Here is a 26,722-nt window from a genome sequence, read left to right as displayed (position 1 = left end):
GCTGAAGATTTAGGTCAGGCTGAATAAAACAATTGGAAAATTTATTTATTAATAAGTAATACATCAATATCAAAAACCTATGGAATTAAATGAGCACCAGTTCGGGAGCGATGAGCCTAACCGCCCCGAACACCACAACGACAAACCCAATGCTTACAGGGTTGACGATGATAATAGCGAAACAGAAAAAGACCTGGAACGCAACTACTTATTCGGCGATTCGGAAATGAAAAGCCCGGACGACGAAGGCATGGAAGGCAAAGGCATGGGAGGCCAGAATTTCGGCCGGAATAATATTACCCCGGCGGGTAATGATGAAGCTAATCCATCACAACTCACCGGCGATAATAACGCTTATTTTAACCGTACGCAACCTGCTGAAGAACATCCTGAAAACAGTAATTTTAAAGATCCGAACCAGGCTGGCAATGCCAACTACAGCAATGCGATGAACGCCTCGCAAAACGGGAGATCGGATGAAGACAGCGGTGCGCAAACCGAAAGCAGCGATGGCAAACCCAACCCGCAGCAACCCTACCAGGAAGGTACAGCCGATGATGACGGCGATAGTGATAAAAAGCAGCAAACCAATATCCCCGGACCGAATGAGGTACCTGATCAGCAAAGGGTGGGAGAGTAGAAGCTCACATTAAATCTTGCGCTCGTTTATAACGTGTGTTTAATTTCCTTGCACTCGTTTACAACGAGTGCTTAACCTGGCTCGCGTTTGTAACGCGACTGGCGATGCAATCGCCAACCCATATAAGCGCTCGTTGTAAACGAGCGCAAGGTTATGAAAAAATGATAAGGGGGTGCTCTTTGCGCTCGTTTATAACGTGTGTTTAATTTCCTTGCACTCGTTTACAACGAGTGCTTAACCTGGGATCGCGTTTGTAACGCGACCGGCGATGCAATCGCCAACCCATATTAAGCGCTTGTTGTAAACGAGCGAAAGGTTATGAAAAGATGATAAGGAGAACGTCACTACCACTTAACATTCTTCTCCATAAAAGCGATCAAATCATCAGCCATCGCCTGCTGTTCCTTGATGCTTGGATGTCCAGGCGTGTTTTTATATGGAATGAAATGCGTAAAAATTGCTTTATCATTTAAAGCAGAAACTGCCTTTTCAATATACCCCGGCCACGGCGAACCTTCTTTGGTGGCATCCATGCTACCCAGTATGCAAAGTATTTGTGCCTTAGGGTAAACTTTACGCACGCTTTTTACGAAATCGCGGTATGCCTTGATCAATTGCTCCGGCTCGGGCGCTTTGGTGCCGAAGCGCTCTTTAAACTGTGGGTTATCCGGTATTTTGGTAATCCACGAATCGTTTTGAAACAGGTTGATCACCACGACATCCGGTGTGTACTTTTTAAAGTCCCAGACACTGGTGGGGTCTGTAGGGTCGAGGCGGTTGTACATTTCGGGCATAATCAGCGGGAACCAGCTTACCGTAATACCGATTCCGCTTTTAGCGGTACAAACATATTGCGCATCGAAATGCCTGGCCGTAAGAGCGGCGTAACTCAGGTAGCCATTTTCGTAAGGGGCGGTGCCCCGGTCTTTTCCGGTAGTATCTTCATCTGCATAACCGCAGGTGATGGAATTGCCGAAAAATTCAATCTTACGTTTTTTAGCTTCCGGGGCCGACATCGCCCCTGCATCTTTCGCCAAATTAAACTGGTAAAAATAAGATTTACCTTTATCCCATTCGGTGCGTTTAAAAAGTTCGAGTGTATGTTTTCCTGCGGGCAGATTTTCGGCAAGGGTATATAACTGTTTGGTATTATCTAAATGTATAGTGTTCACCACCTTATCATCAACAATAATAGTGTAGTAGTTTTCGCCGCGTTCATCCTGCATCAGGGCAGATGCTCCCGTGCCGCTAAAAGTGATTTTTGCCGATGAGCCCGTCCAGTAAAATTCGGCTGCCTCGTCGGTTTGATTGATCCTCCCGGTGTAGCGGATACGCTGATCTTTGCTTTTTAATATTACGCTTTGGGCGCTGCAATTGGTTAAAGCGCCGCTAATGGCAATAAAAAATATAAGGCCGTATAGTTTTCGCATTTTGAAACGTGGTTTATCAGCCTTAAAAATAAAAATTAAATAACAATGGCGATAAGCCGGGTGCTTTATCGCCATTAAATTGTTATAAAAGCATCAATATTATTCTATCGGCATACCAAACTGCAGCAGGTAGCCATTATAATCAAATACCCCAAACTCGCGCATACCGTAGTTAAAATCTTCTATCGGGTAACAAATCACGGCTCTTTCCTTCAACTCATTCCACAATGCATCAACCTTATCGGTACGGATGTAAAACGAGCCTGTAAATTTAGGCATGGTAAAACTGGCATTATCAACCGGCAGGGCCAGCATAATCTCGATATCATCGCGGCTTACTGTTGCCCAACCCCAATCCTCGTCGTACCCAATACAGGTAAAGCCGAGGTTGTTAACGTAAAAATCAACACTTTCCCGAATTTGCCGGGTATATAACATAGGCGCGATAGATTTTAATGACATATTTTGATATAAGTTAATTAGCCCCCTCTAAATCTCCCCCGGAAGGGGAGACTTTAAATTTTTAGGTTTTAAAAGCCCTCTCCTCCGGAGAGGGTTGGGTGAGGCTGGTTTACTTCAAATATACATAAGTTATTCCATCCCCGCCACGGTCGGCATGCTCATCTTCCATGCGGTCAACCTGCTCGTATTTTTTGAGGTACTGGCGGATCATTTTGCGCAGGATGCCATCGCCTTTGCCGTGGATGATTTTGAGGTTGTTGAAGCCCATCATCAGCGCGCGGTCAAACAGTTTTTCGATGTTATGCAGCGCGTCTTCTGTACGCTGGCCCCGGACATCAATCTCTGGACTAAAGCTGGCCATATCATTGGTTTGTGCCGAAAAGCTCCTCCTGATCTCCTTAGGTACCGACGATTTCGACACTTTAACCACCCGTTTCTTTTTGGCAACGGTACGCAAATCGCCAATGGCAATCACCACGTTCTCTTTAATAATCTCAATTACCTGGCCGGTGGTTTCCGAGTCGGTTAGTTTTACCCAGTCGCCCGGTTTCAGCTCTTCGTCGCCAGGGGCGGTTGGTTTGGGCGCTTCAACCTTAACAGTGTTCTTTTTAAGTTCAACGTTCAGGTTTTCGCGCAGCTGACGGGTTTTTTCCTTATCGGCATTGCTGCTTTTAATTTCAGATATAGTGTTTTCAACCAGCTTATTGGCGTTCAGGATGATGTTTTTAGCCTGGTCCTTCGCTTCTTTTATTAAAGTACGCTTATTCTCTTCAAGGTAGCTTTTCAGCTTTTCGTTCTCGGCTAAAAGCTCGTTTACCTTGCGCTGCTGCTTGTCAAGTTTCTGTTTGGTTTCAAAAATGGAACGTTTTTCACGTTCAAGGTCAACCAGTAGCGTATCCACTTTTTTCTGCCCCTCGCTGATCTTGTTTTTGGCGAGGTTAAGCACGTTTGGAGGCAAACCTATTTTTTGAGCAATCTCGAAGGCGTATGAGCTTCCGGGTTTACCAATTTCTAACTGGTACAAAGGTCGCATCTCGATGTTGTTGAACAACATCGAGGCGTTTTCGATCCCCTCGGTGTTGCTGGCAAATATTTTAAGGTTGGAGTAGTGCGTGGTAACCATGCCCTTAACCTTCTTCTGGTTAAGCGATTCCAGTACGGCTTCGGCAATGGGGCCGCCAAACTGCGGATCGGTACCGGTACCAAACTCATCAATCAGGATCAGGGTTTTGCCATTGGCCTGTTCTACAAAATTTTTCATTTTGGATAGATGGGCACTGTAGGTACTCAAATCGCTCTCGATAGACTGGTCATCCCCGATATCCACAAAAATTTGCTTAAACACACCAACTACACTGGTTTCATCTGCCGGGATCAGCAAACCGGCCTGCACCATCATCAGCAGCAAGCCAACAGTTTTCATACAAACAGATTTGCCGCCGGCGTTTGGGCCCGATACCACGATGATGCGGGTGCCCTCATCTATCTGCATGTTAAGCGGTACAACGGTTTTTTTCTCGGCCTTAAAATTCAGGAACAGCAACGGGTGGCGGGCATTATGCAGTTTAACCCTGGCTTCGTTCACTACCTGGGGCATTTCTGCTTCAATATCAATAGCAAACAAGGCCTTGGCCCGCACAAAATCCAGTTTGGTAAGCAGGCCATGATAGGATAGCAGCAGCGGAACGTAGGGTCTTAACTCGGTGGTTAAGGCTGTCAGGATCTTTACAATCTCGCGCCGGCGCTCAAACTCCAGATCGCGGATTCGGTTATTGAGTACGAACACTTCTTCCGGCTCCAGGTAAACGGTTTGGCCCGAGGCGGATTCATCATGTACAAAGCCTTTCAACTTGCGCTTATTTTCGGCAAGTAAAGGAATTACCAGCCTGCCATCGCGTATGGTTAACGAGCCATCGGCAGCCCAGCCATTGGTGGTGGCGTTTTTAAAGATCATGTCGATCTTTTTGCGGGCTTCCTGTTCGGCTTTGGCAATGCCGGTGGTAATTTCCATCAGCTCGCGCGAGGCATTGGGGCGGATTTTGCCTTTCTGATCTATAACCGCGTCTATCTTTTTCAGGATAGCTTTTTCTATGGGCAGGTGCTCAAAAAGGGCTTCGAGGTTGGGGTACAGGCCTTCGCGCTCATTAAAGTAAGCAATAACCGCGAATACGGTGTTCAGCGAGGCCTGAACCTGGTAAAACTCTTCCTCGGTTAAAAAAACGCCCTCAATGCGGGCTTTATTAGCGAGGGTTTTTATATCGAAAAAATGCTGAATAGGCAGGGCTTCATCATTAACCAGGATGTTTTTAAACTCGTTGGCCTGGCTCAGAAATTTATGGATCTGGTCGTAATTGCTCATCACCCCGATCTTGTCAACCATCTGCTGACCCATTTCGCTAAGGCAATGCGCTTTTATCAGTTCTTTTATCTCGGTAAAACCCAGCTTATCTACACTATTGGGTGGGTAAAGCATTTGGTTATATGTTTGGATTTGTGGCCGGTTGCGCTTTATCGTTCATTTGGCGCTTGCGCGAACGTAATTTTTTAAGCAATTCGGCTTTGGTTTTATTGTTTAAATGTTTTAATGAATCGGCTTTGCCGGGCCGGTTAATTTGAGCCGGAGCAACTTTTAGCGCCGAATCTGTTTTGGTTTTAATGTTCAGGTTTTTCAGCGAGTCGGCCTTGCGCGCGGCTTTACTTTCTTCAACCTGTACTTTATTAACCGAGTCCATTTTATTTTTTATAAGCAGGTCAACCTGGTCGTACACGGCAATCAGTTTATCGGGCTGGTTAGTGTAAAACCGCATGCTTTTATTAAACTGCGCTGTATCTGTGTGCAGGCGTTTAAACATGGCAACATATTTACCGGCACCGTATTTATACAGGCTGTCGGGTGCCTGCATAACATTGTACAGGGTGCCGTCAATAATATGGATCTCGGTAAGCACGGCAGCCATGGCGTTTGGCTGCAACACATCGCGTGGAATACTTTTGCCATTGCAGGCACATAAAAAAAGTGCTGCTGAAAAAAACAAGGTGATATATTTATGCATTCAGTATTTTAGCGGCTAAATAATTAAGCAAATTTACGGATAAATGAGCATTGCAGATAACATCAAAAGCTTAAAAAAGGAAACGGCGGGAGATAAGGTAATATTATTGGCGGTATCAAAAACAAAACCGGCCAGCGATGTGCAGGAAGCTTACGATGCCGGGCAGCGTTTATTTGGCGAAAACCTGGTGCAGGAACTGGTTGAAAAATACGAGCAGCTGCCTAAAGACATCGAGTGGCACCTGATCGGTCACCTGCAAACCAATAAGGTAAAATATATAGCGCCTTTTGTAAGCATGATCCAATCGGTTGATAGCCTGAAGCTTTTGCAGGAGATAAACAAGCATGCCGAAAAAGCAGGCCGTGTTATTGATTGTTTATTGCAAATTTACATAGCTGATGAGGAAACCAAATATGGTTTAGGCTTTGATGAGGCTATTGAATTGCTGCGTAGTGACGAATACGCCTCGCTGAAAAATGTGCGCATTCGCGGATTAATGGGCATTGCCACCAACACCGATAACGAAAAGCAGATTAAAGAAGAATATTACGAGCTGAAAACCTTTTTTGATGGTATAAAACTGAGCTACTTCCGCAAGGAGGCGAGTTTTGATACCTTGTCGATGGGTATGTCGTCGGATTATAAGCTGGCTATTGAGCAGGGGAGTACTTTGGTGAGGTTAGGCAGTACCATTTTTGGCAGCAGGGTAATTAAGCATTGGAAAAATAATTAACCGTCTGAATCAGAATTTTTCGCTTTGATATTCTGTCAATTCTAATTCTGATTCAGACAAAATAAGATATGAATAACACCGAACAAAATACACCTGCCAATCAACACCCACTTCAGGGGGCGGGGGGGCCTACTATTCGCTATGCCGTAAAACAGGATTGCCCGCGACTGATGGAACTGGTACGCGAGCTTGCCCTGTATGAAAAGGCACCTGACGAAGTTACCGTAACTCTTGAACATTTTGAGGATGCGGGTTTTGGCCCCAACCCGGTTTGGAAAGCCTTTGTAGCCGAAGTTGACGGTGTGGTGGTTGGTTTCGCTTTATATTATATCCGCTATTCAACCTGGAAAGGCAGCCGCATGTACCTGGAAGATTTGATTGTGACTGAAGAAATGCGAGGCAAAAAAATAGGCAAGTTATTGTTTGATCGCCTTTTTCAGGAGGTTAAGGAGCGCGGCTTCAGCGGTATGGTTTGGCAGGTGCTTGACTGGAATGAGCCGGCCATCAATTTTTACAATAAGTATGGCACAAGCTATGACGCCGGCTGGCTTAACGCGTCCCTATCGCGCGAGCAATTGCTAAATTTCTAATCTACTATATCTATGAAAAACCTATGTGTATTAATTTGTATAGCCGTTATGCTGGCCTCATGCCAGTGGGGCGTACCTAAAAATAAACCTGATAATACGCCATTTAAAGATACGCTTAAGTACAGTTACCAAACTATTAAACAACGTGCGGCCGATTGCGGCACTAAGCCGGATAGTGCCTGTACCGTGGTTAAAATAGTATACCCGCTTTTTGACAGCGCCAAAACACTTAATGATACCGTTACGGGTAAACTCACGGGCATGTTCGCGTTTGAAGGTAAAGCTGATAGCAGCCTCCAGGCCCTTACCAAAAACTTTCTGAAATCATATACCGATTTCCGGAAAACAGACCCGCGTTCGGTCATGTTTTTTACTTTGGATGATAGTGTACGCGTACTCAGGCAGGATTCGAGCCTTACCACCCTTCAGGTTAAAGGTTATTCTTATACCGGCGGAGCGCACGGCGGTTCATTTACCGGTTTTGTTAACTGGGATACCAAAGCCGGTAAGAACCTCAGGTTAGATGATATTTTTGCTCCGGGTTATCAGGATAAATTGAAAGCCGTTGCCGAAAGGATTTTCAGGAAGAATGAGAAATTGAGCGACACTGCCTCGCTAAAGGATAATTATTTTTTTAAGGATGATAAGTTCGCCCTGAATAATAATTTTTCAGTTACACCACTGGGGATCAAATTTTTATATAACCAATACGAGATCAAGCCTTACGCGGCGGGTATTACCGAATTGTTTATCCCTTACAGTCAGATCAAATCATTACTGCAGCCTAATACGGTTGTAAGTCAATATATTAAATAAATGCTTGTTTTTAAATTCGGAGGGGCATCAGTAAAAGATGCCGCAGGGGTTGCCAACCTTGCAAATGTTGTTAAACAATACACCGGTAAACAATTGCTCATTGTGGTATCGGCCATGGGTAAAACTACCAACGCGCTCGAAAAGCTTACCAAAGCCTATATGGAGCAGGATGAGGAGATGTATGTGATATTTGATGAGATCAAAGCCTATCACTACAATATCATGAGTGAGCTTTTTGAACCCGGTCACCCGGTTTTTGACGAAGTAGCCAATACCTTTGTAGAGGTGGATTGGGCTATTGAAGATGAACCGCACGACAGCTATGATTTTGTTTACGACCAGATCGTATCCATCGGCGAACTGGTTTCAACCCGGATAGTAGCCGCCTATCTGAACAAAGAAGGTATTAAAAGCAAGTGGCTGGATGTGCGTGGCTATATCCATACAGATAACACCTATCGCGAGGGAATTGTTGATTGGGATAAAACCAAAGTCGGCATCAGCAAAGAGATTCCAACTTTGCTGGAAAAAACCATCGTAGTAACCCAGGGCTTTTTGGGCGGAACTTCCGAAAACTTTACCACCACATTAGGCCGTGAGGGTTCGGATTATACAGCCTCAATATTCGCGGCCTGCCTGGGTGCCGAATCTGTAACCACCTGGAAAGATGTTCCCGGTATCCTGAACGCGGATCCTAAACATTTTGCTGATACCATCAAATTTGATGAACTATCCTACACCGAAGCCATCGAGATGACTTACTATGGCGCGAGCGTGATCCACCCTAAAACCATTAAGCCGCTGCAAAACGCTAAAATACCTTTGCTGGTAAAACCCTTTACTGATCCTTCGGCACCTGGTACCGTAATTAAAGAGGATGGGCAGAATAGTTTTACCAAACCGGTGATTATTGTAAAGCAAAACCAGGTTTTATTATCGGTATCAGCTAAGGATTATTCATTTATAACTGAGAACCATTTGAGCGATGTGTTTCGCCTGTTTGCGCAAAACCATGTTAAGGTTAACGTTATGCAAACTTCGGCGCTGAGTTTTTCAGTTTGTTTTGATCTGAACGAGGAACGTTTTGAAAAGCTATTGTCTGGCCTTAAGCAGGATTTTAAGGTGAAGTATAACCATAGGCTAACGCTCATCACTACGCGCCACTATGCCGATGATACCATTGCTGAATTAACTCATGGCAAAACGGTTTTACTGGAGCAGGTGAGCAGGAATACCGCGCAGGTGGTGGTGAAGTGAAGTTGTAGATGGGAGAAGTTGCCAGGGAAATAGAAGATGCTATAGCGATATTGAACCTGAGTGCGGATATCGTTTCAAAAATAGATTATCAACATAACGAAGCTCTTTATTATGAGCTTCTCGCTTATTTTGTAGATGGCCGAGATAGAAGGTGGTGGTGGGAAGCTTTTAAGTCGTCTTTTAGTTTTAATGACTTTGAATACCCTCCCGATCACCTAAAGAGGATCATCCCAAACCTGGAACGAAAGGTGTGGTTGATGATTGAAGACGTTCAGGAAAAGTTTTATCCTATTTACGATGTCGATCCTAACTATATTCCTGATATTCTAAATAATTGTTTTCATTTCGAATATTATATCATAGATAAGGATTACGATTGGCTATTATGTGAGAACCATCATAGGCATGTTATTGGGGTAGGTGCGGTTCTAAAATTGCATAATTTGCATTTGATAAGCTGATTTAAGTTATTAAACCCTCCAACCTGCAGGGCGTGTCTCCACGCCCTAATAATTCGGGCGACGACAGTTGTATGCGACCGCGGGGCAGGTAAACTCTGTTAAAGTTCATCAAGTAATTCTTCACCCCGCATTATTGGTCGGGCAATGTTTTGGTTATCGTGGAGACACGACAACGGGGAATGGTGTAAGATTATTAATTCACCACCAAAACCCCATCAGCCATAATTTCAATATCTTTTTTAGGCTGGTTGATCCTGGCAATCTCTTCCTTACTTTTACCGGCATCGGCGGCATAATGCTGCAGTTTAGCCACACTGGTTTCATTTACTTTAGCTTTACCTTCAACCACCACATTTTTGCCTACAATGTTCTGCGGCATAAAGTACGCGTAATCAGTAAAGCTGATCATGACCGGGCTGCCATTTTCGCGGGCTATTTTCATAAAGCAGCCTTTTTTGGTGCACACCTCCACAACTTTACCGCTTACCCGGCCCTGGTAAACCGAATCGGCATTTAAAGCGGTACTGAGCTGGCTAACGTTTATGGCATTATCGGCAGTAATAGTTTTACCATAAGTAACTCCCGGAGCGGCCGGTGTGATAGCACCTTGCGCGAAGGTGATGCCGCTGATTAGTAAGGCAGCAATAAGCAGGATAAATGTTTTCATAATTTGTTTGATAAACAGTGCGATAACAACAAATGTAGAAAATAAAACAGCTTTTAAAATCGGCTGCTGCGTGTTTTATGCCCGTTTATAGCCTCAAAAAGTTATATTTGGGCATGAAGGCAATTAACACCGTCAGAGATTCTGCAAATATCGGGCTTGGAATTTTATCCGCTGCTTTTGGCCTGAAAGGTTTTTTACTATCAAGTCATTTTATTGATGGTGGGGCTACAGGCGTATCCATGCTGCTCTCAGATGTTACACCCATTCCTATTTCAGTACTGCTGTTTGTTATCAACGTACCTTTTTTATGGTTAGGATACCGCAAGCTCGGGCTTTGGTTCGCTATTAAAAGCACCATCGCCATAGGCTTGCTTTCGCTTTGTCTCGCGCTGGTTAGTTTTCCTGATGTTACTCACGATAAATTGCTTACCGCGGTATTTGGAGGTGTTTTTATAGGTACGGGCAGCGGGTTAGCCATGCGCGGCGGAGCTGTACTTGACGGTACCGAAATTGCCGCGGTATTGGTAAGCAAAAAAACACAGATACTAAAGGTGAGCGATTTTATATTGCTGCTTAATGTTTTGATATTCGGCATCGCGGCTTCGGTGCTGGGTGTTGAACCAGCTATGTATTCGATATTGACTTACATGGCCGCTGCCAAAATGATCGACTTTTTATTGAATGGTATTGAACAATACTCGGGCATTACGGTGATCTCAACCAAAAGCGACGCCATTCGCCGGGCCATTACCATAACCCTTGGCCGTGGCGTAACAATTTACCAGGGCAAAAGCGGCTATGGTAAAGACGGGCATGTTAACGATCCGCGGGATATTGTTTTTACCGTTGCTACCCGTCTGGAAATTCCTTCACTTAAACAAACCATTCTGCGGATAGACCCCAAGGCGTTTATTGTGCAACAAAGCATTGATGATACTACCGGAGGGTTGTTAAAGCGGAAGAAACTCCATTGATTGAGCAGAAAGCTTAAAGCCTAAGGCTCAAAGCTTTTTTATTTTCGATGATAAAGATAGTTTACGCTAATACCTCGTTTTAATAGCTTTCGGCCTTAGGCTTTCAGCTTTTAGCTTAAAGAACGCTTACCGGGTGTTTGTGCTCATCAATAGCAACAAAAGTAAAACTGCCTGTAATAGCCTTTTCGCGTACAAAGGAGTACATCTCTTCAATATAAATTTCAACGGTAACTTTGAGGCTGGTATTACCAATATGGTTTATTTTACCCACCAACTCAATAATGGTGCCCGCCGGAATGGGCCGTTTAAAATCAATCCTGTCTGACGATACGGTAACCATCCTTTTGCGTGTAAAACGGGTGGCTGTAATAAACGCCACTTCATCCATCATGGCCATGGCTGCGCCTCCAAAAAGGGTATCGTAATGGTTGGTATCGCTCGGGAAAACGGTTTTAAATATGCGCGATTCCGCTTCCTGTATTCTCTCTTCTGTTGTCATTGGATTTTATTAGCTGTATAAAAAGTAAAGGCCTTCCTGTTTCGGGAAAGCCTTATTATATCGTTCCGTGTTTTGCACGACAAAAATTATCTGAGTTTACCCCACTTCAGGTAGGTAGCGCCCCATGAAAAGCCGGCGCCAAAGGCGGTAAGTATCACATTGTCATTCTCTTTAAAATCCTCCTTATAATCCCAAAGCGCCAACGGGATAGTTGCCGCCGTAGTATTACCATACCGGTCGATGTTTATTTTAACGCGGCTTTCGGGTATACCCAGCGCATCGCCAACGGCGTGGATAATTCGGTAGTTGGCCTGGTGAGGGATAAGCCAGTTAACATCATCGATACTTAAATTATTGCGTTGTAAAACGGCGGTGCAGGTTTCGGTCATGCCTTTAATGGCGGCTTTAAATACAACGCGGCCATCCTGGTGTATGTAGTGGAGTTTAGCTTCAATGGTTTCTTCCGAGGCCGGGTTCATTGAACCGCCGCCGCGTACCAGTAAGTGTTCGCGACCGTGGCCGTCGGTTTTAAATACGCTGTCAACCACACCCTGGTCTCCGGCTGTTGGTTCAAGCAATACCGCGCCGGCACCGTCGCCAAAAAGGATACAAGTGTTGCGGTCGGCATAGTTTACAATGGCGCTGTTTTGATCGGCTCCAATCACAATCACTTTTTTGTAACGGTTACTTTCAACCAGGCTCGAGCCGAGGGTAAAAGCATAAAGAAAACCGCTACAGGCTGCGTTAACATCAGTTGCCCAGGCATTAACAAGGCCGCATTTTTCGGCCACAATACTGGCAGTGGATATCAGCAGGTAATCGGGGGTTGATGTAGCTATAATGATGCAGTCAATTTCGGCGGGATCAACCTTGGCATTTTCAAGTAAATTTTTTACGGCGAAACTCGCCATATCTGAAGTAGCGAGCGATCTGTCGGCAAGGATCCTTCTTTCTTTGATACCTGTACGTGAAACTATCCAATCGCTGTTAGTATCCACCATTTTTTCTAAATCGCTGTTAGTTAAAATGTTGTCAGGAACGTATCCTCCTATACCCGTTATCACCGCATTGCTTTTTAATGCCATATATATTGTGTATTCTCAAAAAACATGCAAAGATAGGGAAATTTGCCGGTTTGTAGTTGTCACGCAACTGTATGTTTATTAAAAGGCAGCTGTAAACAGCGCAATTATCAGCTCTTTATCGACACAAAGAGGCCAATGGACGACTCATTTTAGCATTGTTTACCAGGCGTTTTTAGCTTTGAACCAATAAATTGATTTAAACTTAAAGGAGCGTAAACCATGGAAAGAAAGAGTTTTTTAAAAAGCCTCGTTATCGGCACCATAGCTGCCCCGGTACTGGTAGAAGCCTGTAAAAAAGACACGGATGTGGCCACCACCACAAGCAGCAGTTCAGGCAGTTCTTCATCCGGAAGCAGCTCGTCCGGCTCAACCGATACCGGTACATGCAGTGTTGTTCCTACAGAAACCGAGGGGCCATATCCAACCCATTCCCCTGCTTCATACGTAAGGAGTAATATTACCGACGACCGTACCGGCTACAAGCTTACCGTGAAAATTACCATTAACAACAGTAATAATAGTTGTGCCGCACTCTCGGGCGCGTTGGTGGATATATGGCATTGCGACGCGGCGGGTAATTACTCTGAGTATGGCGGCAGCGGTACGCAATCAACCAATTATACATCTGTACACTTTTTGCGCGGCAGGCAAACTACCGATGCCAACGGATTGGTAACATTTACCTCTATTTTTCCGGGCTGGTATACCGGCAGGGCTACGCATATCCATGTGCATGTGTACAACTCAACAGGTACATCTTTAAAAGTAACCCAGATCGCCTTTCCTGAAGGTACAGGCACCGCCTTAACCGCCGTAAACGGTTACGCCAAGGGGATGACCGGTTATACCTACAATGCCAACGATAATGTATTTAGCGACGGCTATTCGCTTGAGCTGGCATCGGTTACAGGCAATACTACCGATGGTTTTGTATTAACCATCAGCTTAAGCGTACCCGCCTGATCATTTTACATATACTGGGGGATATGATGCCAAAGCGTGTAATAGTGCTGTGCTACCGGAAAATTATAGGGTTAAACGCGGTTAAAGCCTGGGATAAGATGGTGTTTGAGAGCAGCTACCTTGAATTTAAAATGCAGGCGCAAAACTTCAGCGTGGGTACGGAATATACATCATATGCCGAACTGCTACATAACCTGCCCGGTGCCCGGCGTTTAAACGGGATGGTCACGCCATCGGTTACGGGCTACGTTCAGCAACTTAACGGCATCATGCCTGATCTGTTGAACAACCTTGGCCGGCGCTTCCTTACATTCAAAAAATTTAAGTTAGAGATCATTAACTCTGACATTATTGATATGGCTAAACACCAGGTAGCTATAAGTTTTTATTCGGAACCTATGGTGTGGCATGATACCATAGGTGATTTTTTGCTGGTCTCAGATCATCTGCCCGAAAATCAGCTACCGGGCGAAAATAATAAAGCAATCACCAACCTAATTCAAATTCAGCCATATCTCAATATATCTTCATTACAATATCTCAATTAAAAAATGCAAAAACCATTGTCGGGGCAAATACACCTGAGCTATCAAAGGGGATATACTGAAACCGGTATCCTGCAGCGTTATTGCAGTTTCAATTACGGTACTTATTTCAATGAGCACCGTAAACCCCTTGGGTGTCTGCGGGTATTTAACGAAGAGGTTTTGGCAGGCGGAGAAGCAACGTTCTTCCAGCCCGGAAAACCCGGTTATGCTGTTTTTATTCCCATTATCGGCGAGTTGGTTTTGCAGGGTGACAATCAAGGCAGCCAGGTGATTGATATCGCGAAGGCATACGTACAGCATGCCTTTCCCGGCGAAGTGTTAACCCTGGTGAACCGGTACCCGGATGATCCGATCAATTACCTGTATTTTTTTGTTGACAGCTCGGACGCGGCTTTTATTGATAGCCGGATATTTGATTTTGACCTGGCTGGTAAGCCGAATGAACTGATTGGTGCAGATCACAACCAGAGATCCTTACCATTCCGTTTACGCATGGGTATGTTTGCAGGTCGCGCCGATGCCTTGTGCCGTTTAAAGGATAGCAATTCCCTTTTTTACGCATTTGTTATAGCCGGGGCCTTTGAGGTACAGGGCCGTTTACTGCATCAGCGCGATGGCTTGGCCTTGTGGGGCGGAAGCGAAATTGATATAGAAGCGCTGAGTAACAACGCGGTTATCATAACGCTTGAGTTGCTTTAAATGATGGTTTTGTTAACCAGTGTTTTATTGATGTCAAGCTCTAAAAGTATATTTCGCTTCCCGTTCGCGGTTTAGGATCGCCCCGCTTTCTAATATAAAAAATTTCTTAGTATTCAAGCCGGGGTATGCGGAAAATATTGTAACATTACACTATATTAAAAAACCCATGGCAACAGAAATTACCCGGCTATTTAAAAAGAATCAAGCAGCTATTTTAGAAAGATGGATGCAGAATCAGCTTGCCGACGCGGGCCTGAGAGAAGATTTGATGAGCAACGAAGATCTTCGCATCGAATCGGAAGAACTGATCGTATCTTTGATCAGAGCGCTTACCGAAGATAATATTGATGATGTTAACTCGGCCGATTTTGATCATGTTGCCGAAATTTTAAGCGGTATTTCTATTTCACGCGCAAGGCAGGGGTACAGCCCCCGCGAAACCTGCCTGTATATCCTGAGCCTGAAAGAAGCCCTGCAACAGGTATTGAATGAGGAAATTCAGGATGTACAGGAACAACTGATTGCATTATTGCGGGTAAACAAATTGTTTGATAATTTCTCGATAGTTATTTTCGAAACTTTTATAAAAGGCCGAGAAGAAGTGATTTTGCGCCAAACTGATGAAATCACAGAAATCTCTACCCCGGTCATACAGGTTTGGGAAGGTATACTGGCTTTACCTATTATAGGTACCCTGGATAGTTCACGTACCCAGGTTATTATGGAAAACCTGCTCACCGCCATTGTTGATTCGGGCAGCAGTGTAGCCATATTGGATATTTCGGGCGTACCAACGGTTGATTCGCTGGTGGCACAGCACCTGCTTAAAACCGTTAGCGCCACCCGCCTCATGGGTGCCGAGTGTGTGATTAGCGGTATCCGCCCGGAAATAGCACAAACCATTGTACACCTCGGTATCGATCTGTCGGGAATAGTAACCAAAGCAAGCCTTGCAAGCGCGTTGATTTATGCGTTTAAAACATTAAAGCTTGAGGTGAGGAAACAGGGATCGTTTAAAACAACATAAGCAGGATGGATAGGATTCCTATTTTAAGGATGGGACAATTTCTACTCGTAACCATCCAGGTAGATTTGTATGACCGGCTTGCCCTCGATCTGGAGGCCGACCTGGTTAAAATGGTAAGTAAAACCGGTGCCAAAGGTATCCTTATAGATATTTCGGCGGTAAGTATTGTTGATTCGTTTATGGGACGCATTATTGGCAACATCGGTGTAATGTCAAAACTATTGGATGCCGAAACTGTTGTTGTTGGTATGCAACCGGCGGTAGCTATTACATTGGTTGAACTTGGTTTGCCATTAAAAGGCGTTTATACAGCCCTGAATGTTGAGCGGGGCATGGATCTGTTAAAATCGAAGATTCAGGTAATTGATGATGAAGAAATAGATCCTGATGATGACGACAGCGACGATATCACTGAATAAAGATAAAATGACTGTTGTTCGCGAACAGGATGTGGTACCTTTCCGGAACCGTGTGAAAGAGTATGCGGTAAAAATAAAGATGGGCCTGGTGAATCAAACCAAACTGATTACCGCCGCCAGCGAATTAGTACGTAATATGCTGCGTTATGGCAACGGGGGGGAGGTGCTTATCGAAGTGGTTTCTCGCGGCCGCGATAATGGCATCAGGCTTACTTTTAAAGACGACGGCCCCGGCATAGCCGATATCGGTATGGCCATGAAAGATGGTTACTCAACCGGTAAAAGCCTTGGCCTGGGTTTACCCGGAACAAAAAGGCTGGTTAATGAGTTTGAAATAAAAAGCGAAGTGGGAAAAGGTACAAAAGTTACAATTTTAAAGTGGGCCAATGGTTGATGCTACGCATAAACGTTTCACGGCATCCGACAGAAGCTATCACGCCATTATAAAAAAAGAGGCCCATAACATGGCGGTTAACGCGGGTTTTGATGAGAAAACAACCGCCGAACTGGATCTTATCCTTGCCGAGATCACCTCCAACCTCCATAAATATACAAAGGATGGAGAGATTTTGGTTGGCCATTTTAACAAGGGTGACGAAGATTATATTGAACTGATAAGCATTGATAACGGCCCGGGCATTGCCGATTTGCAAAGGGTAATGTCTGATGGTTTTTCGAGTTCAAATACCATGGGGCATGGTTTGGGCAGTATTAAGCGTTTGTCTGATAAGTTTGAAGTTTATTCGCATAAAGGATGGGGAACTATTCTTTTAAGCCGCGTTTATAAGGTAAAACCAGAAAAAAAAAGAAGAGAAAAACTCGCTGTGACTGTCAATGCGGTTGTGGTGGCAAAACCATCTGAAGTGACAAGCGGAGATGGTTTTTATTTCAAAACAACCAATCAGTACGTTAAGTTGCTGGTAGCCGACGGGCTGGGGCATGGTCCGGAAGCCAATAAAGCGGTAAATGAAGCGGTAAAGGTATTTAAGCAATGCCCGCACCATTCTCCAATCGAAATTATCCGTTATATACATCCCGAAGTTCGCAAAACCCGCGGCCTGGTGGGTACCGTTGTTGTTTTTGATTTAGAAAACAGGCAGATCAAAATAGCAGGTGTAGGTAATATATCGGCAAAGCTTTTAGGAGGCGTGGTTCAAAAAGCACATTTAGCTTATAACGGCATTATCGGGCATAATATTCCTAATACGATGAATGACCAGGTAGCTGCTTTTGCTGATTTTAACCAGTTGATCCTCTGTTCTGACGGTATCAGGTCGCGTTGGGAGCCAGGCAAATTGCCGGGTATTTCGCGGGCCGACGCCTCCATCCAGGCAGCCGCTATTTATAAAGATTTCGGCAGGCAAACCGATGATATGTCTGTAGTGATAGCAAAATTTTAAATCATGACACAACTTGGCATTGTAACCCTCGAAAACGAAATGGACCTGATATTGGCTTACAAAAAATCAATACGGGTGGCCGAGGTGCTGGGTTTAACTATAGCCACGCAAACCGCTTTCGCCACAGCCGTTTCTGAAGTTTGCCGTGAGGTTATTGATAAAGCTTATGATGGCGTTGCTAAAATGGTGGCTTTTGCAGATGAGGGCCGTTTTTTTTTGGCAGCCAATATCAATTGCCGTATCGATGCTGATTTTGAACGCAATAACCCGGGCTTTGATTACGCGCGTAAACTTGTACCGGTATTATCTACAGTTTATGAAAACTACCATTTAACCATTCTGCTTAAATTGGGGATCCCGCGATCTGCAAAAATCGACCAAAAGAAGGCCGGACTGATTAAGTTGCAACTGGAGAAGGAAGGGCCTATAAGTGCTTATGAAGAGATCAAGCAAAAAAACGCGCAACTCCAGAATATCAATCAGCAGCATGAAATAGCCCTGATAAGTGCCGAATCGCTGGATAGGCAAAAAAACGAGTTTTTATCTATAGCCAGCCATGAATTAAATTCGCCCCTTACCATATTGAGGTCTTTTACACAAATGGCCCTTCGGCAGGATAACGGCGCAGATGAAAAGCTTACCGGCCGCTTAAAAAAGATCGATCAGCAATCTGCCAAGCTGGTAACCCTCATCCAGCAGCTGCTTGATATTTCAAAAATTGAGCACGGCAATATCAACTATAACTTTAAACCTGTTGGCGCCAATGAATCGATTACAGCCTGGCTCGAAAATATTAAAGTGCTTATACCCACGCATACGCTGCAGGTAAAGCTTGGTGCCGATACTTTGATCAATATCGATGAGCTGCGTATTGAGCAGGTGCTCACAAACATTGTTGTAAACGCCGTTAAATATTCGGAGGCTGGTAGTACCATTATCGTAAGCAGCAGTTTAACTGATAACTTTTTGATAGTTAGTGTGGAAGACGAGGGTATAGGCATGTCTGCTGAAACGCTTGAACATATTTTTACCAAATTTTATCGCAGTGAGCAGGTTACCAAAAAATATAATGGCCTGGGTATGGGTTTATATATTGCCTCGCGCATAATGGCTGATCACAACGGTAAAATCGATGTGAGTAGTGAAGTAGGTAAAGGTTCTGTATTTTCATTTTCTTTACCTGTTTACTCCTGATTCTGATTAGCCCAGCTTGATGCCCTGCTTTATTGGCCGTAATTGTAAAGCTGTGGCTTAAACCGTTTTGCCAGTAAGCCTGTCGCTCTTTCTAAATCGATGTCGGCCACAATTACCCCGGTTGTGCCGTATTTTTGCCAGGCCAGGCATTTGCCGTCGGGCGCGATAATTGAACTGGCCGATTCAGGGTATAAAGAACCATAATTTGAACTGGCAAAGTATATCGTGTTCTCCAACGCCCGCATCATCATCGCTTTTTCGTAATAGGGGTTATTCATGCTTCCCCATTCTTTCAATAATTCACCATGGGTATTGCTGCCCGAGAAATGCGGGTGAAAAACGATCTGCGCGCCGTTGCGGGCAGCCCATCGCACCGATTCGGGATAGCGGAAACCTTCATGGCAAATAGTGATCCCAAATCTTAATCCGTTTACCTCAAAAATTTGTCGTCGGGTGCCTGGCACCCAGATGTTGTCTTCGGTTGGGTCTAACTGGTTTTTGGTTTGGTAACCCAAAACTTCACCTTTATTGGATACCACATGGGCTATGTTTAACAAGCCTTCATCGCCGTACCAGTCCATCGGCATAATCACCGCTATATTATTCGCGGAGGCTATTGTGCAAACCTTGTCCAGGGCTTGCTGTAATATCGCGGGCGATTTTGCTTCCGGTTCCGCTATCATACCCGGGTAACCGGGAATATATGATTCAGGGAAGCAGATAATTCCGGCTTGCTGCTCCGCCGCCTCCTGTATCAGTTTTTCGGCCTGGTTTAATGCGTCGTTGATGGATTGTGGGAAGGGAGGAGAAGCGATTGCGATTTTCATTGCGCGTTGAACAAAAAGCTAAAATAAAAATTTGTTTTGTTAAAAAACTAATAACCAAGGCAACTCACGGGATAAAATAGTAGTAATCATTACGAACACAAAAAAATCACAACATGAAACTACTATCAAAGTTAACGGCGGCAGCACTTGTAACCGGCGCTCTGTTTTTTACCAATACGGCTAAAGCGCAAACCACACCTGCAAACGCTTTTCGCCTGGGTTTAGGCATCGAAACCGGGGTGCCTACCGGTTCGGCAAGGCTGGGCAGTACATTTACACTGGGCGGTACGGCACGTTTACAATACGGTATCAGCGATAGTTTTGCGCTTACTTATACCATGGGTGGCTATCACTTTTTTCCAAAAAAAAATCCGGCAACAGGTAAGCGGTATGGCAGCTACGGCGAGATCCCTATTAAATTCGGCTTTAAGGAGTTTTTTGTTCCTGATATTTATGTTGCAGGCGAAGCGGGTATTGCCTACGAAAAACTGGAAAAAGGCTGGGGCCCGCACAGGCTTGATCTTTCTCCGGGCTTAGGCTACGCCAATAAAACCTGGGATGTAAGTGTACGATACGAAAATTTCTCGGGAGCAGGGCAGGATCATTTTGGCTTGGTTGGCCTACGACTGGCTTACGGGTTTGGTTTATAATTGTAAACTCCGCCTGAGCCGCTTCTCTAAATTGGCTTGTTCTTAATAAATAGCCCTTCCCTTATTTTTAGGAGAGGGCTATCCATCGGCATAAAAGGTAATTGCTGATACCATTACCGGCCATGTTTTACCAGCTAAATTTTAAAAGCGCTACGCCCTGCCGTGGCAATAATACGGTGGCGGCGCCCACGCCAGATTTTGTGCTGAAGGTTGCAGGCTTGCCGTATTTTTGCAATTGCCCTGCGGTTTCAAGCTGTTTTATCTGCGCGGTGGTTGGTTGTTGGGGTGAACCCATTTTTTTCCATACCTCATAAGCATTGCTACACTCATTATCAATACGGTATTGGGTTAATTTTACAGGAGTAGGCGGTAAGTGATCTACCCTGATTTTTACGGTACGGGCTGTATCCCGAAGGTCATCATCATGGTAGTTCCATAAAAGCAGTGTAACTTCTTTTTTACCGGCAGCGGCTAAGGCCCCTATATCCGTATTTTTACCGCGGATACTTGAATCGGCTACGGCCTTGAGCGTGTACATGTTGTTGCCGCTTACTTTAAGGCGTTTTCCTTTCATCATGCCCAGCATCCTGAAAACGTTTAATACCGGTTTATCTATGCCGTTGGTAGCCAGATCGCGGAAACCGTAAAACCAGGGCTGGTTTTCAAATTCGAACGACCATGATACCGATCCCATAAAATTTACGCCTAATGAATCGGCCAGTTGGTATTCGCGGGCTATCGAAGCCGCCGTGTAGCTGGAGTACATGGTGCCGTTACGGTACGCGTTGGATGGATTGGTTGCCATGCCACACGCCGCGCAGCCTTCCGGATCAGATTCGCCTATTACTATCGGGGTGTTCCTGGTTTCGGGGTATGAGGCTACTATTTTAAAACCTTCCCTGATATCGCGGATTTGCGGGGCCATATTCATCCGCACATGCCCGTTAACCAGCGCCGGCTGCCCTTTGGCATGAAAGGAGATCACATCAACCGGCGAGCCGATTTTGCCCGTGGCATAATTAGTATCTGCAATACAATGTTTTATAAAGGCGTTTAAAAATTTCATACCGCCCTGGCTTGAGCCGCCTGCAACTTCGGGGCCGCCTACATGTGCCGTTGGTAAGGCGCGTTTCACCCCGTGGGCTGCATAATCATAAAGCTTAAAAAACTCCTTCATGGTACCCTTCCAATAACCTATGTTGGGTTCGTTCCATACTTCCCAGTACCAGCTTTCAACCTCCTTACGGCCATAGCGCTGCACACAGTGTTTTACCCACTGGTAAACAAGCTCTTCCCACTTATCATAGTCTTTAGGAGGATAAGCCCAGCCGGTAAATACATCGTCATAACTATCGCCGGGTTTCCAATAATGGCGGTAAGGGGAGGGGTGTGTAGACAAAGCCTCGGGCATAAAACCTATCTGCGCATAAGGTTTTATGCCAAGTTTAATATACGTATCAAAAATACTATCCACCAGGCGCCAGTTATAAACCGGCTTTCCGTCAGCATCTTCTGTATAGGCATTGGTAGATCCCCATTTAAGCGCCGCTGTTCCGTCTCCGCTGGTAAGCAGGTTATGTACCCGCATACGCACCGGCACAGGGCTTAAGGCCGCCAGTTCGCCAAGCAGTTTGCGGCCATCCTTCATGTAGGTATAGTTGGGCTCATCGTGGCCAAACCACGCCCAAAACGGGTACATGTCGCCAATTTTATCATTCAGGTTAACGTTGATGGTTGCCGTTTGCTGGGCAAAAGTTTGCGCGCTGATAAACAGCAGAATGCAAATAATTGGTTTGAAGATTTTCATTTAGGTTGTTTGGGTTGATTAAATCAAGGAGACCAAATATAGTTTTTTTATTTAGTGTTAAAAATACAATTAAAAATCACATTGGTGTTTTGCCTGCCTTGATTGGCTTTTGGGCGAGCTTGAATCTGGCGGATTTGTAAAAATGAATGCAAACAAATGCTGATAACTTCTTAAAAAGCGGATTCATAAAACCACATCAAACCAAATTGTGAGTAAATTAATGTAACACTTGATGTGTTGTTTACGTTAATATGGCATTAATTTATTGTTTACCCGCTTCAGAAATTCTACAGAATTAATCAGTATACTTGTGTTTGTCTCAGCGGTTAATAAGGGGGATCCTTTGCAAAAAATCAGTTTTTATTTTATTTCGATGCTCCTGGCGGTAGCGCTTTCACTGCCATCTTATGCCCAGGTTAAAGACACCTTACAAAGGGGCGCTGTCAAAACAGATTCTTTACAAAAAGATTCTGCCCGTAATATCCTTACATTGCCCGATACGGTTAAACACCTTCAAAGTAAGTTCCCTTCGTACATACCGCCCGCGGCTTTCGTAACCTATGGTTTGCTATCCTTAAAGGTGAAATTTATCCGCAATATTGATTATGATGTGAGAGACGATATGAATAAAGATCATCCCGGCTTTCATACCAGTGTTGATAATTACCTTCAATATGCGCCAATCATATCGGTTTATGGCTTGAACGCGGTAGGTGTTCATGGTAAAAATACGTTTATTGACCGTACGCTTTTATTGGCCTTATCTGAAGCGATATTTGCCGGTACTACATTCGGATTAAAACGGATTACGCACCGTACACGGCCGGATGGCTCAGATAATATGTCGTTTCCTTCAGGTCATACCGGTAACGCTTTCGTATCCGCCGAGTTTATGGCCCAGGAATACGGTGAGCGTTCGCCCGTATATGGCGGTGTCGGGTACGCCTTTGCAACCACTACCGCTATTTTGCGGGTTTATAACAATAAGCATTGGTTTAGTGATATCATTGCGGGCGCCGGTTTCGGTATCCTGTCTACCAAGGCAGCTTACTACCTGTATCCGCTAATCCGTAACAGCCTGTTTCGTGGCGGTAACGAAAAAAGTAATAATAATTCGTTACTGTTACCAACTTACCAGCAGGGAAGGTTTGGGTTAACCTTCGCCAAAAGTTTTTAATCGGGCGGTACTTATTCAGTTGCTGCTCGGCTTGTGCTCCCCACTTTACGGATCGGTGAAGTGGGGATTTTTTTGCTTTGATTTTTCTTTATCCTTTTTAATGATTGCGCGGATCGGGTGATAAAAAGTGTGTTTACATAGTGGTATAAATGAATATTTATTTAAGTTTTTAAAATAAATATTTGATTATTAGTTGTTTATTTATTTTTATACGTGATAGTACCTCAAAAAATACCATTCCTATTGCAACGTACGTTTTTAATACATATCTTTGATTCATGAGTTTGTTTAAAAAGGATAATAATGCCGATTTAACGCCCACCAAAACCGAAATGGATGTGCTGGAGGTTTTATGGCAGTATGGCCCGTCAACGGTGAGATTTGTGCATGATAAGCTTAATGAAAAAAAAGAGGCGGTAATTTATACCAGTACATTGAAGCTGATGCAGGTGATGAAAGAGAAAGGGATGCTTGAACGCGACGAAACCAATATGAAGCACATCTATAGCGCGGCGGTTGAAGAAAGCAAAGTAAAGGGTAACCTGCTTGGTCGTTTTGTTGATTCGATGTATAACGGTTCGCCGAGCGATTTGATAGTGGCTTTGCTGGGTAATGATAAAACATCGGCCGATGAACTCAAAAAAATAAAAGAGCTGCTCAATAAACTGGATGATAAATAAGTAAAGCGCGAACCGTATGTACCTGCTCCTTAACGCCAACAACGTTAGCCCCAACCTGATACAAGCTTTTAGCTGGATGCTGATCCATTCGCTATGGCAGGGGTTATTGCTGGCTATTATGAGCGCGCTGATCATGCTGTTTACCAAAAGGGCCGGTTCAATGCTGAGATACAATCTGATCCTTGCGCAGTTTTTATTTTTTGTGGGTGCCTGTCTGTTCACCTTCTTCTGGGAACTGGATAAACATCCGCAACAAAACATGGTGCAACCCAGCAAGGCGATTGGTGGTATGGCATCAGCTTTTTTAAACCTCAATGGTGTTGGCGTAAGGCTTTTTGCCGATTCCTGCATTAATTATTTTACAGCTAATGCACCTATGGTTGTGCTGTTATGGTTTGTGTTTTTTCTGTTTAGATGGGTTAAAATGATGCGCGGGCTTATTTTTATCAGGGTAGCCAGGCACAGACAGGTTTCTGAACCCTCGGATTATTGGAAAAGAAGGGTTGAACAGCTTTGTCTTAAACTGCAATTGAACCGAAGGGTAAGATTGCTTGAATCGGGCTATGTAAAAATGCCAATGGTTATCGGGCACCTGAAACCGCTGGTCCTGATCCCGGCGGGCCTGCTGGCCGGTTTGCCGCCCGGGCAGGTAGAAGCCGTACTATTACATGAATTGGCCCACATCCGCAGGCACGATTACGTGGTTAATATGTTGCAATCCCTTGCCGAAACGGTGTTTTTCTTTAATCCGGGCCTGCTATGGATTTCGGCCTTGCTGCGCGACGAACGAGAAAATTGCTGCGACGATATTGCTATAGCGCAAATACAGGATAAACGGGAGTTTATACAGGCGCTCATCAGTTTTAAGGAACATTCGCTTTATGGTGATAACTATGCGGTAGCGTTCCCCGGTAAAAAGAACCAATTGCTGCTAAGGGTAAGCCGGATATTGGGGCATAACAGTAAAGTAATAACTACCGGCGAGAAAGCATTCCTGGTAAGCGGCCTGATGATCTTTTCGGCCATTATAGCAACCGCTGCAATTGTCCGGGCAGGAAAAATTAGCGAAAGCTATAAAAACCATGCGTACTCGCAACAACATACCGCAAGGGTAGCAGATATGCAAGCCACGTTTGTTATAAAAAAGGCAGATAATCCCAAACACCCGGGAGCAAAACATACCATAGCTATGGAAAAACCGGTGCGGTTGCGGGAGGGTTTAACGACGGCATCTGAGCGGACTGTTGTGGCTCCCAGACAGGTGAAGGATAACGGTTTAGCCAGGAGACAACGCACCGCTGGTGAAGAAAGGCGGCGGGCAAAGGCAGATAGAGCGTTGTTGAGCCGTGAACAGGAACAGGCAAGGCGTGATCAGCTACGCGCCCGGGCCGATCAGGTAGCGGCTAAACGATACCAGGAACAGGCTAAGTTAGATCAGGAACAGGCCAAACGCGACCAGGAACAAGCCCGGCGAGATCAGGCGCAGGCTAAATTAGACCAGGAGCAAGCCGCCCGCGACCAGGAGCAGGCCCGTCGTAACCAGGAACAGGCGAGGCGCGAGCAGGCGCAGATAACCAGAACCTCAACACAACCAATTAAAAGCAAAACAAACGTTCAGGAGTAAGCAGGTAATTTCTTTCTTGGGTTGATAAAGCAGGAGTGCACACTGCTTTACCGGCCGGAGTATATATTAATCTAAAAACTTAATTAACAATTTTTAAAGCTACCCCTGCGGTGGAGTGGGAGGCTATTGTTCAATTTTTTAACCTTTTAAATCAACAAAAAAATGAAAACAAATTATTTAAAGGGCGCCCTGTTGCTTGTAACGATGACGGCGCTAACCCATGCTGCGAACGCGCAAAGCCCGGCAAACAAAAAGTCATATCTGGCGAATACTAAATACGATGATATTGGCGGCAAAGGGCGTGAGCGTATCGAAACCAATTATAAGGGAAAAAACTACCGCATGGAACTGGCCAATAATAAACTGCTGGCCCTGGTAGTGGATGGAGAGGTTATCCCATCAACAAAATGGAATGAATATAGCAAGGAAGTAGCCGCTATCCGCGAACAAACCAGGAAAGACAGGATCCAGGCTAAAAAGGACCAGGTTCAGGCACACCATGATCAGCAACAGGCCAAACTTGACCAGGAACAGGCCGCACGCGACCAGCGACAGGCTAAACTCGATCAGGAACAGGCAGCCCGTGATCAGGAGCGGGCTAAAATTGAACAGGAACGGGCGGCTAAGGACCAGGAACAAGCCAAACGTGACCGGGAACAAGCTGTGCGTGATCAGGAACAGGCCAGGCGCGACCAGGCACAGGCTCGTTTAGATCAAATCCGGGCCAAAAAGGACCAGGAACGCGCCACCGAAGACCGGCGATTGTTACAACAGTTAACCGGCGATTTAGTAGCAGACCACATTATCCCAAACGAAGAAGCATTGCATGACCTCTCATTTAACAGTGAAGAAATGATTGTGAACGGCGTTAAACAGCCCGATAGTGTGTTTAAAAAATATGCCGGTAAGTACAAGCGCTTTGCGCAGGGTAGCAGCTCGTACCAGGATGGTAAGAAACAATTTAATGGTTTACATATCCATAATAACTAAACTTTTACAGAGGGCAAAAAGCGTTTAAGGTACCTTTGAACGCTTTTTTG

The 26,722-nt window shown here is 44.9% G+C and carries 29 protein-coding genes; 20 read left to right on the top strand and 9 right to left on the bottom strand.

Annotation, left to right across the window (positions count from 1 at the left end):
- Window positions 1–79: 79 nt before the first annotated feature.
- Window positions 80–640 carry a hypothetical protein gene (locus LX99_RS02690; RefSeq protein ID WP_109606142.1) on the top strand — a complete coding sequence of 187 codons (561 nt, stop codon included), beginning with the start codon at window positions 80–82 and terminating at the stop codon, window positions 638–640.
- Window positions 641–984: 344 nt separating this feature from the next.
- On the opposite strand, the gene LX99_RS02685 is transcribed toward LX99_RS02690, so the two are convergent.
- The 4 genes from LX99_RS02685 to LX99_RS02670 all read right to left on the bottom strand — a co-directional run bounded on the left by LX99_RS02685 (window position 985) and on the right by LX99_RS02670 (window position 5,585).
- Window positions 985–2,070 (bottom strand): SGNH/GDSL hydrolase family protein, encoded by a 1,086-nt coding sequence (locus LX99_RS02685; protein WP_109606942.1) that lies wholly within the window; start codon window positions 2,068–2,070, stop codon window positions 985–987.
- Window positions 2,071–2,169: 99 nt separating this feature from the next.
- The gene (locus tag LX99_RS02680) at window positions 2,170–2,532 is read right to left on the bottom strand and encodes a VOC family protein (protein ID WP_211318939.1); all 363 of its coding nucleotides are present in this window, start codon (window positions 2,530–2,532) and stop codon (window positions 2,170–2,172) included.
- A 109-nt stretch (window positions 2,533–2,641) separates the two neighbouring features.
- A complete protein-coding gene (locus LX99_RS02675; RefSeq protein ID WP_109606139.1) occupies window positions 2,642–5,005 on the bottom strand; it encodes an endonuclease MutS2 in 2,364 nt (787 codons plus the stop codon).
- Window positions 5,006–5,009: 4 nt separating this feature from the next.
- Entirely contained in the window at window positions 5,010–5,585 is a 576-nt protein-coding gene (locus LX99_RS02670; protein ID WP_022829491.1) for a DUF4296 domain-containing protein, read from the bottom strand.
- 43 nt (window positions 5,586–5,628) lie between these two features.
- Here LX99_RS02670 and LX99_RS02665 point away from each other — a divergent pair, with 43 nt between their 5' ends.
- The 5 genes from LX99_RS02665 (at window position 5,629) to LX99_RS02645 (ending at window position 9,442) form a co-directional block, all read left to right on the top strand.
- Entirely contained in the window at window positions 5,629–6,318 is a 690-nt protein-coding gene (locus LX99_RS02665; RefSeq protein ID WP_109606137.1) for a YggS family pyridoxal phosphate-dependent enzyme, read from the top strand.
- A 170-nt stretch (window positions 6,319–6,488) separates the two neighbouring features.
- Complete coding sequence (locus LX99_RS02660; RefSeq protein ID WP_245927852.1) at window positions 6,489–6,908, top strand: GNAT family N-acetyltransferase; 420 nt, start codon at window positions 6,489–6,491, stop codon at window positions 6,906–6,908.
- 12 nt (window positions 6,909–6,920) lie between these two features.
- Window positions 6,921–7,724: a DUF3298 and DUF4163 domain-containing protein gene (locus tag LX99_RS02655; RefSeq protein WP_109606133.1), complete on the top strand. Its 804-nt coding sequence runs from the start codon at window positions 6,921–6,923 to the stop codon at window positions 7,722–7,724.
- On the top strand, window positions 7,725–8,981 hold the full coding sequence (locus LX99_RS02650) for an aspartate kinase (RefSeq protein ID WP_109606131.1): 1,257 nt from the start codon (window positions 7,725–7,727) through the stop codon (window positions 8,979–8,981).
- A gap of 8 nt (window positions 8,982–8,989) precedes the next feature.
- Complete coding sequence (locus LX99_RS02645) at window positions 8,990–9,442, top strand: DUF6756 family protein (protein ID WP_109606129.1); 453 nt, start codon at window positions 8,990–8,992, stop codon at window positions 9,440–9,442.
- Window positions 9,443–9,635: 193 nt separating this feature from the next.
- On the opposite strand, the gene LX99_RS02640 is transcribed toward LX99_RS02645, so the two are convergent.
- Window positions 9,636–10,109 carry a DUF4920 domain-containing protein gene (locus LX99_RS02640; protein WP_245927828.1) on the bottom strand — a complete coding sequence of 158 codons (474 nt, stop codon included), beginning with the start codon at window positions 10,107–10,109 and terminating at the stop codon, window positions 9,636–9,638.
- Between the two features lie 113 nt (window positions 10,110–10,222).
- Here LX99_RS02640 and LX99_RS02635 point away from each other — a divergent pair, with 113 nt between their 5' ends.
- Window positions 10,223–11,083: a YitT family protein gene (locus tag LX99_RS02635; RefSeq protein WP_109606940.1), complete on the top strand. Its 861-nt coding sequence runs from the start codon at window positions 10,223–10,225 to the stop codon at window positions 11,081–11,083.
- 115 nt (window positions 11,084–11,198) lie between these two features.
- Here LX99_RS02635 and LX99_RS02630 read toward each other — a convergent pair whose 3' ends face one another.
- The gene (locus LX99_RS02630) at window positions 11,199–11,582 is read right to left on the bottom strand and encodes an acyl-CoA thioesterase (protein WP_022829485.1); all 384 of its coding nucleotides are present in this window, start codon (window positions 11,580–11,582) and stop codon (window positions 11,199–11,201) included.
- 86 nt (window positions 11,583–11,668) lie between these two features.
- Window positions 11,669–12,667 carry a beta-ketoacyl-ACP synthase III gene (locus LX99_RS02625; protein ID WP_109606125.1) on the bottom strand — a complete coding sequence of 333 codons (999 nt, stop codon included), beginning with the start codon at window positions 12,665–12,667 and terminating at the stop codon, window positions 11,669–11,671.
- A gap of 219 nt (window positions 12,668–12,886) precedes the next feature.
- On the opposite strand from LX99_RS02625, the gene LX99_RS02620 reads away from it, so the two are divergent.
- From LX99_RS02620 to LX99_RS02585, 8 genes are all read left to right on the top strand, one after another.
- Window positions 12,887–13,630, top strand: coding sequence for a dioxygenase family protein (locus tag LX99_RS02620; RefSeq protein WP_109606123.1), 744 nt, complete (start codon window positions 12,887–12,889; stop codon window positions 13,628–13,630).
- A 23-nt stretch (window positions 13,631–13,653) separates the two neighbouring features.
- Entirely contained in the window at window positions 13,654–14,178 is a 525-nt protein-coding gene (locus LX99_RS02615) for a hypothetical protein (RefSeq protein ID WP_109606121.1), read from the top strand.
- A 3-nt stretch (window positions 14,179–14,181) separates the two neighbouring features.
- Window positions 14,182–14,877: a pirin family protein gene (locus LX99_RS02610; protein ID WP_109606118.1), complete on the top strand. Its 696-nt coding sequence runs from the start codon at window positions 14,182–14,184 to the stop codon at window positions 14,875–14,877.
- Between the two features lie 166 nt (window positions 14,878–15,043).
- On the top strand, window positions 15,044–15,904 hold the full coding sequence (locus LX99_RS02605; protein WP_109606116.1) for an STAS domain-containing protein: 861 nt from the start codon (window positions 15,044–15,046) through the stop codon (window positions 15,902–15,904).
- A 29-nt stretch (window positions 15,905–15,933) separates the two neighbouring features.
- Window positions 15,934–16,323: an STAS domain-containing protein gene (locus LX99_RS02600; RefSeq protein WP_245927827.1), complete on the top strand. Its 390-nt coding sequence runs from the start codon at window positions 15,934–15,936 to the stop codon at window positions 16,321–16,323.
- A 7-nt stretch (window positions 16,324–16,330) separates the two neighbouring features.
- On the top strand, window positions 16,331–16,717 hold the full coding sequence (locus tag LX99_RS02595; RefSeq protein WP_245927826.1) for an anti-sigma regulatory factor: 387 nt from the start codon (window positions 16,331–16,333) through the stop codon (window positions 16,715–16,717).
- Window positions 16,710–17,723 carry an ATP-binding protein gene (locus LX99_RS02590; RefSeq protein WP_022829482.1) on the top strand — a complete coding sequence of 338 codons (1,014 nt, stop codon included), beginning with the start codon at window positions 16,710–16,712 and terminating at the stop codon, window positions 17,721–17,723. The genes LX99_RS02595 and LX99_RS02590 overlap by 8 nt, the downstream gene beginning before the upstream one ends.
- Window positions 17,724–17,726: 3 nt before the next feature.
- Complete coding sequence (locus LX99_RS02585) at window positions 17,727–18,917, top strand: sensor histidine kinase (RefSeq protein ID WP_022829483.1); 1,191 nt, start codon at window positions 17,727–17,729, stop codon at window positions 18,915–18,917.
- A 29-nt stretch (window positions 18,918–18,946) separates the two neighbouring features.
- Here LX99_RS02585 and LX99_RS02580 read toward each other — a convergent pair whose 3' ends face one another.
- The gene (locus LX99_RS02580; RefSeq protein WP_109606110.1) at window positions 18,947–19,744 is read right to left on the bottom strand and encodes a carbon-nitrogen hydrolase family protein; all 798 of its coding nucleotides are present in this window, start codon (window positions 19,742–19,744) and stop codon (window positions 18,947–18,949) included.
- Between the two features lie 113 nt (window positions 19,745–19,857).
- On the opposite strand from LX99_RS02580, the gene LX99_RS02575 reads away from it, so the two are divergent.
- Entirely contained in the window at window positions 19,858–20,394 is a 537-nt protein-coding gene (locus LX99_RS02575; RefSeq protein ID WP_109606108.1) for a hypothetical protein, read from the top strand.
- Window positions 20,395–20,521: 127 nt separating this feature from the next.
- On the opposite strand, the gene LX99_RS02570 is transcribed toward LX99_RS02575, so the two are convergent.
- Window positions 20,522–22,201, bottom strand: a complete 1,680-nt coding sequence (locus LX99_RS02570; protein WP_109606106.1) for a GH39 family glycosyl hydrolase — start codon at window positions 22,199–22,201, stop codon at window positions 20,522–20,524.
- A 343-nt stretch (window positions 22,202–22,544) separates the two neighbouring features.
- On the opposite strand from LX99_RS02570, the gene LX99_RS02565 reads away from it, so the two are divergent.
- The 4 genes from LX99_RS02565 (at window position 22,545) to LX99_RS02550 (ending at window position 26,672) form a co-directional block, all read left to right on the top strand.
- Window positions 22,545–23,378 carry a phosphatase PAP2 family protein gene (locus LX99_RS02565; RefSeq protein ID WP_146203044.1) on the top strand — a complete coding sequence of 278 codons (834 nt, stop codon included), beginning with the start codon at window positions 22,545–22,547 and terminating at the stop codon, window positions 23,376–23,378.
- Between the two features lie 278 nt (window positions 23,379–23,656).
- On the top strand, window positions 23,657–24,058 hold the full coding sequence (locus LX99_RS02560; RefSeq protein ID WP_022833042.1) for a BlaI/MecI/CopY family transcriptional regulator: 402 nt from the start codon (window positions 23,657–23,659) through the stop codon (window positions 24,056–24,058).
- Between the two features lie 16 nt (window positions 24,059–24,074).
- Window positions 24,075–25,682 (top strand): M56 family metallopeptidase, encoded by a 1,608-nt coding sequence (locus tag LX99_RS02555; protein WP_109606102.1) that lies wholly within the window; start codon window positions 24,075–24,077, stop codon window positions 25,680–25,682.
- Window positions 25,683–25,844: 162 nt separating this feature from the next.
- Window positions 25,845–26,672 (top strand): flotillin family protein, encoded by an 828-nt coding sequence (locus LX99_RS02550; RefSeq protein ID WP_109606100.1) that lies wholly within the window; start codon window positions 25,845–25,847, stop codon window positions 26,670–26,672.
- The last annotated feature ends 50 nt before the right edge of the window (window positions 26,673–26,722 follow it).

The sequence above is a fragment of the Mucilaginibacter oryzae genome (assembly GCF_003148845.1).
GTDB lineage: Bacteria > Bacteroidota > Bacteroidia > Sphingobacteriales > Sphingobacteriaceae > Mucilaginibacter > Mucilaginibacter oryzae.
Note: the sequence above shows the minus strand (reverse complement) of the source record. Positions and strands in the feature narration are given on the sequence as shown.

What these genes read in the sequence shown, in the direction of transcription:
- LX99_RS02690 (WP_109606142.1), top strand. Translation starts at nt 80, where the DNA reads ATGGAATTAAATGAGCACCAGTTCGGGAGCGATGAGCCTAACCGCCCC.
- LX99_RS02685 (WP_109606942.1), bottom strand. Translation starts at nt 2,070, where the DNA reads ATGCGAAAACTATACGGCCTTATATTTTTTATTGCCATTAGCGGCGCT.
- LX99_RS02680 (WP_211318939.1), bottom strand. Translation starts at nt 2,532, where the DNA reads ATGTCATTAAAATCTATCGCGCCTATGTTATATACCCGGCAAATTCGG.
- LX99_RS02675 (WP_109606139.1), bottom strand. Translation starts at nt 5,005, where the DNA reads ATGCTTTACCCACCCAATAGTGTAGATAAGCTGGGTTTTACCGAGATA.
- LX99_RS02670 (WP_022829491.1), bottom strand. Translation starts at nt 5,585, where the DNA reads ATGCATAAATATATCACCTTGTTTTTTTCAGCAGCACTTTTTTTATGT.
- LX99_RS02665 (WP_109606137.1), top strand. Translation starts at nt 5,629, where the DNA reads ATGAGCATTGCAGATAACATCAAAAGCTTAAAAAAGGAAACGGCGGGA.
- LX99_RS02660 (WP_245927852.1), top strand. Translation starts at nt 6,489, where the DNA reads ATGGAACTGGTACGCGAGCTTGCCCTGTATGAAAAGGCACCTGACGAA.
- LX99_RS02655 (WP_109606133.1), top strand. Translation starts at nt 6,921, where the DNA reads ATGAAAAACCTATGTGTATTAATTTGTATAGCCGTTATGCTGGCCTCA.
- LX99_RS02650 (WP_109606131.1), top strand. Translation starts at nt 7,725, where the DNA reads ATGCTTGTTTTTAAATTCGGAGGGGCATCAGTAAAAGATGCCGCAGGG.
- LX99_RS02645 (WP_109606129.1), top strand. Translation starts at nt 8,990, where the DNA reads ATGGGAGAAGTTGCCAGGGAAATAGAAGATGCTATAGCGATATTGAAC.
- LX99_RS02640 (WP_245927828.1), bottom strand. Translation starts at nt 10,109, where the DNA reads ATGAAAACATTTATCCTGCTTATTGCTGCCTTACTAATCAGCGGCATC.
- LX99_RS02635 (WP_109606940.1), top strand. Translation starts at nt 10,223, where the DNA reads ATGAAGGCAATTAACACCGTCAGAGATTCTGCAAATATCGGGCTTGGA.
- LX99_RS02630 (WP_022829485.1), bottom strand. Translation starts at nt 11,582, where the DNA reads ATGACAACAGAAGAGAGAATACAGGAAGCGGAATCGCGCATATTTAAA.
- LX99_RS02625 (WP_109606125.1), bottom strand. Translation starts at nt 12,667, where the DNA reads ATGGCATTAAAAAGCAATGCGGTGATAACGGGTATAGGAGGATACGTT.
- LX99_RS02620 (WP_109606123.1), top strand. Translation starts at nt 12,887, where the DNA reads ATGGAAAGAAAGAGTTTTTTAAAAAGCCTCGTTATCGGCACCATAGCT.
- LX99_RS02615 (WP_109606121.1), top strand. Translation starts at nt 13,654, where the DNA reads ATGATGCCAAAGCGTGTAATAGTGCTGTGCTACCGGAAAATTATAGGG.
- LX99_RS02610 (WP_109606118.1), top strand. Translation starts at nt 14,182, where the DNA reads ATGCAAAAACCATTGTCGGGGCAAATACACCTGAGCTATCAAAGGGGA.
- LX99_RS02605 (WP_109606116.1), top strand. Translation starts at nt 15,044, where the DNA reads ATGGCAACAGAAATTACCCGGCTATTTAAAAAGAATCAAGCAGCTATT.
- LX99_RS02600 (WP_245927827.1), top strand. Translation starts at nt 15,934, where the DNA reads ATGGGACAATTTCTACTCGTAACCATCCAGGTAGATTTGTATGACCGG.
- LX99_RS02595 (WP_245927826.1), top strand. Translation starts at nt 16,331, where the DNA reads ATGACTGTTGTTCGCGAACAGGATGTGGTACCTTTCCGGAACCGTGTG.
- LX99_RS02590 (WP_022829482.1), top strand. Translation starts at nt 16,710, where the DNA reads ATGGTTGATGCTACGCATAAACGTTTCACGGCATCCGACAGAAGCTAT.
- LX99_RS02585 (WP_022829483.1), top strand. Translation starts at nt 17,727, where the DNA reads ATGACACAACTTGGCATTGTAACCCTCGAAAACGAAATGGACCTGATA.
- LX99_RS02580 (WP_109606110.1), bottom strand. Translation starts at nt 19,744, where the DNA reads ATGAAAATCGCAATCGCTTCTCCTCCCTTCCCACAATCCATCAACGAC.
- LX99_RS02575 (WP_109606108.1), top strand. Translation starts at nt 19,858, where the DNA reads ATGAAACTACTATCAAAGTTAACGGCGGCAGCACTTGTAACCGGCGCT.
- LX99_RS02570 (WP_109606106.1), bottom strand. Translation starts at nt 22,201, where the DNA reads ATGAAAATCTTCAAACCAATTATTTGCATTCTGCTGTTTATCAGCGCG.
- LX99_RS02560 (WP_022833042.1), top strand. Translation starts at nt 23,657, where the DNA reads ATGAGTTTGTTTAAAAAGGATAATAATGCCGATTTAACGCCCACCAAA.
- LX99_RS02555 (WP_109606102.1), top strand. Translation starts at nt 24,075, where the DNA reads ATGTACCTGCTCCTTAACGCCAACAACGTTAGCCCCAACCTGATACAA.
- LX99_RS02550 (WP_109606100.1), top strand. Translation starts at nt 25,845, where the DNA reads ATGAAAACAAATTATTTAAAGGGCGCCCTGTTGCTTGTAACGATGACG.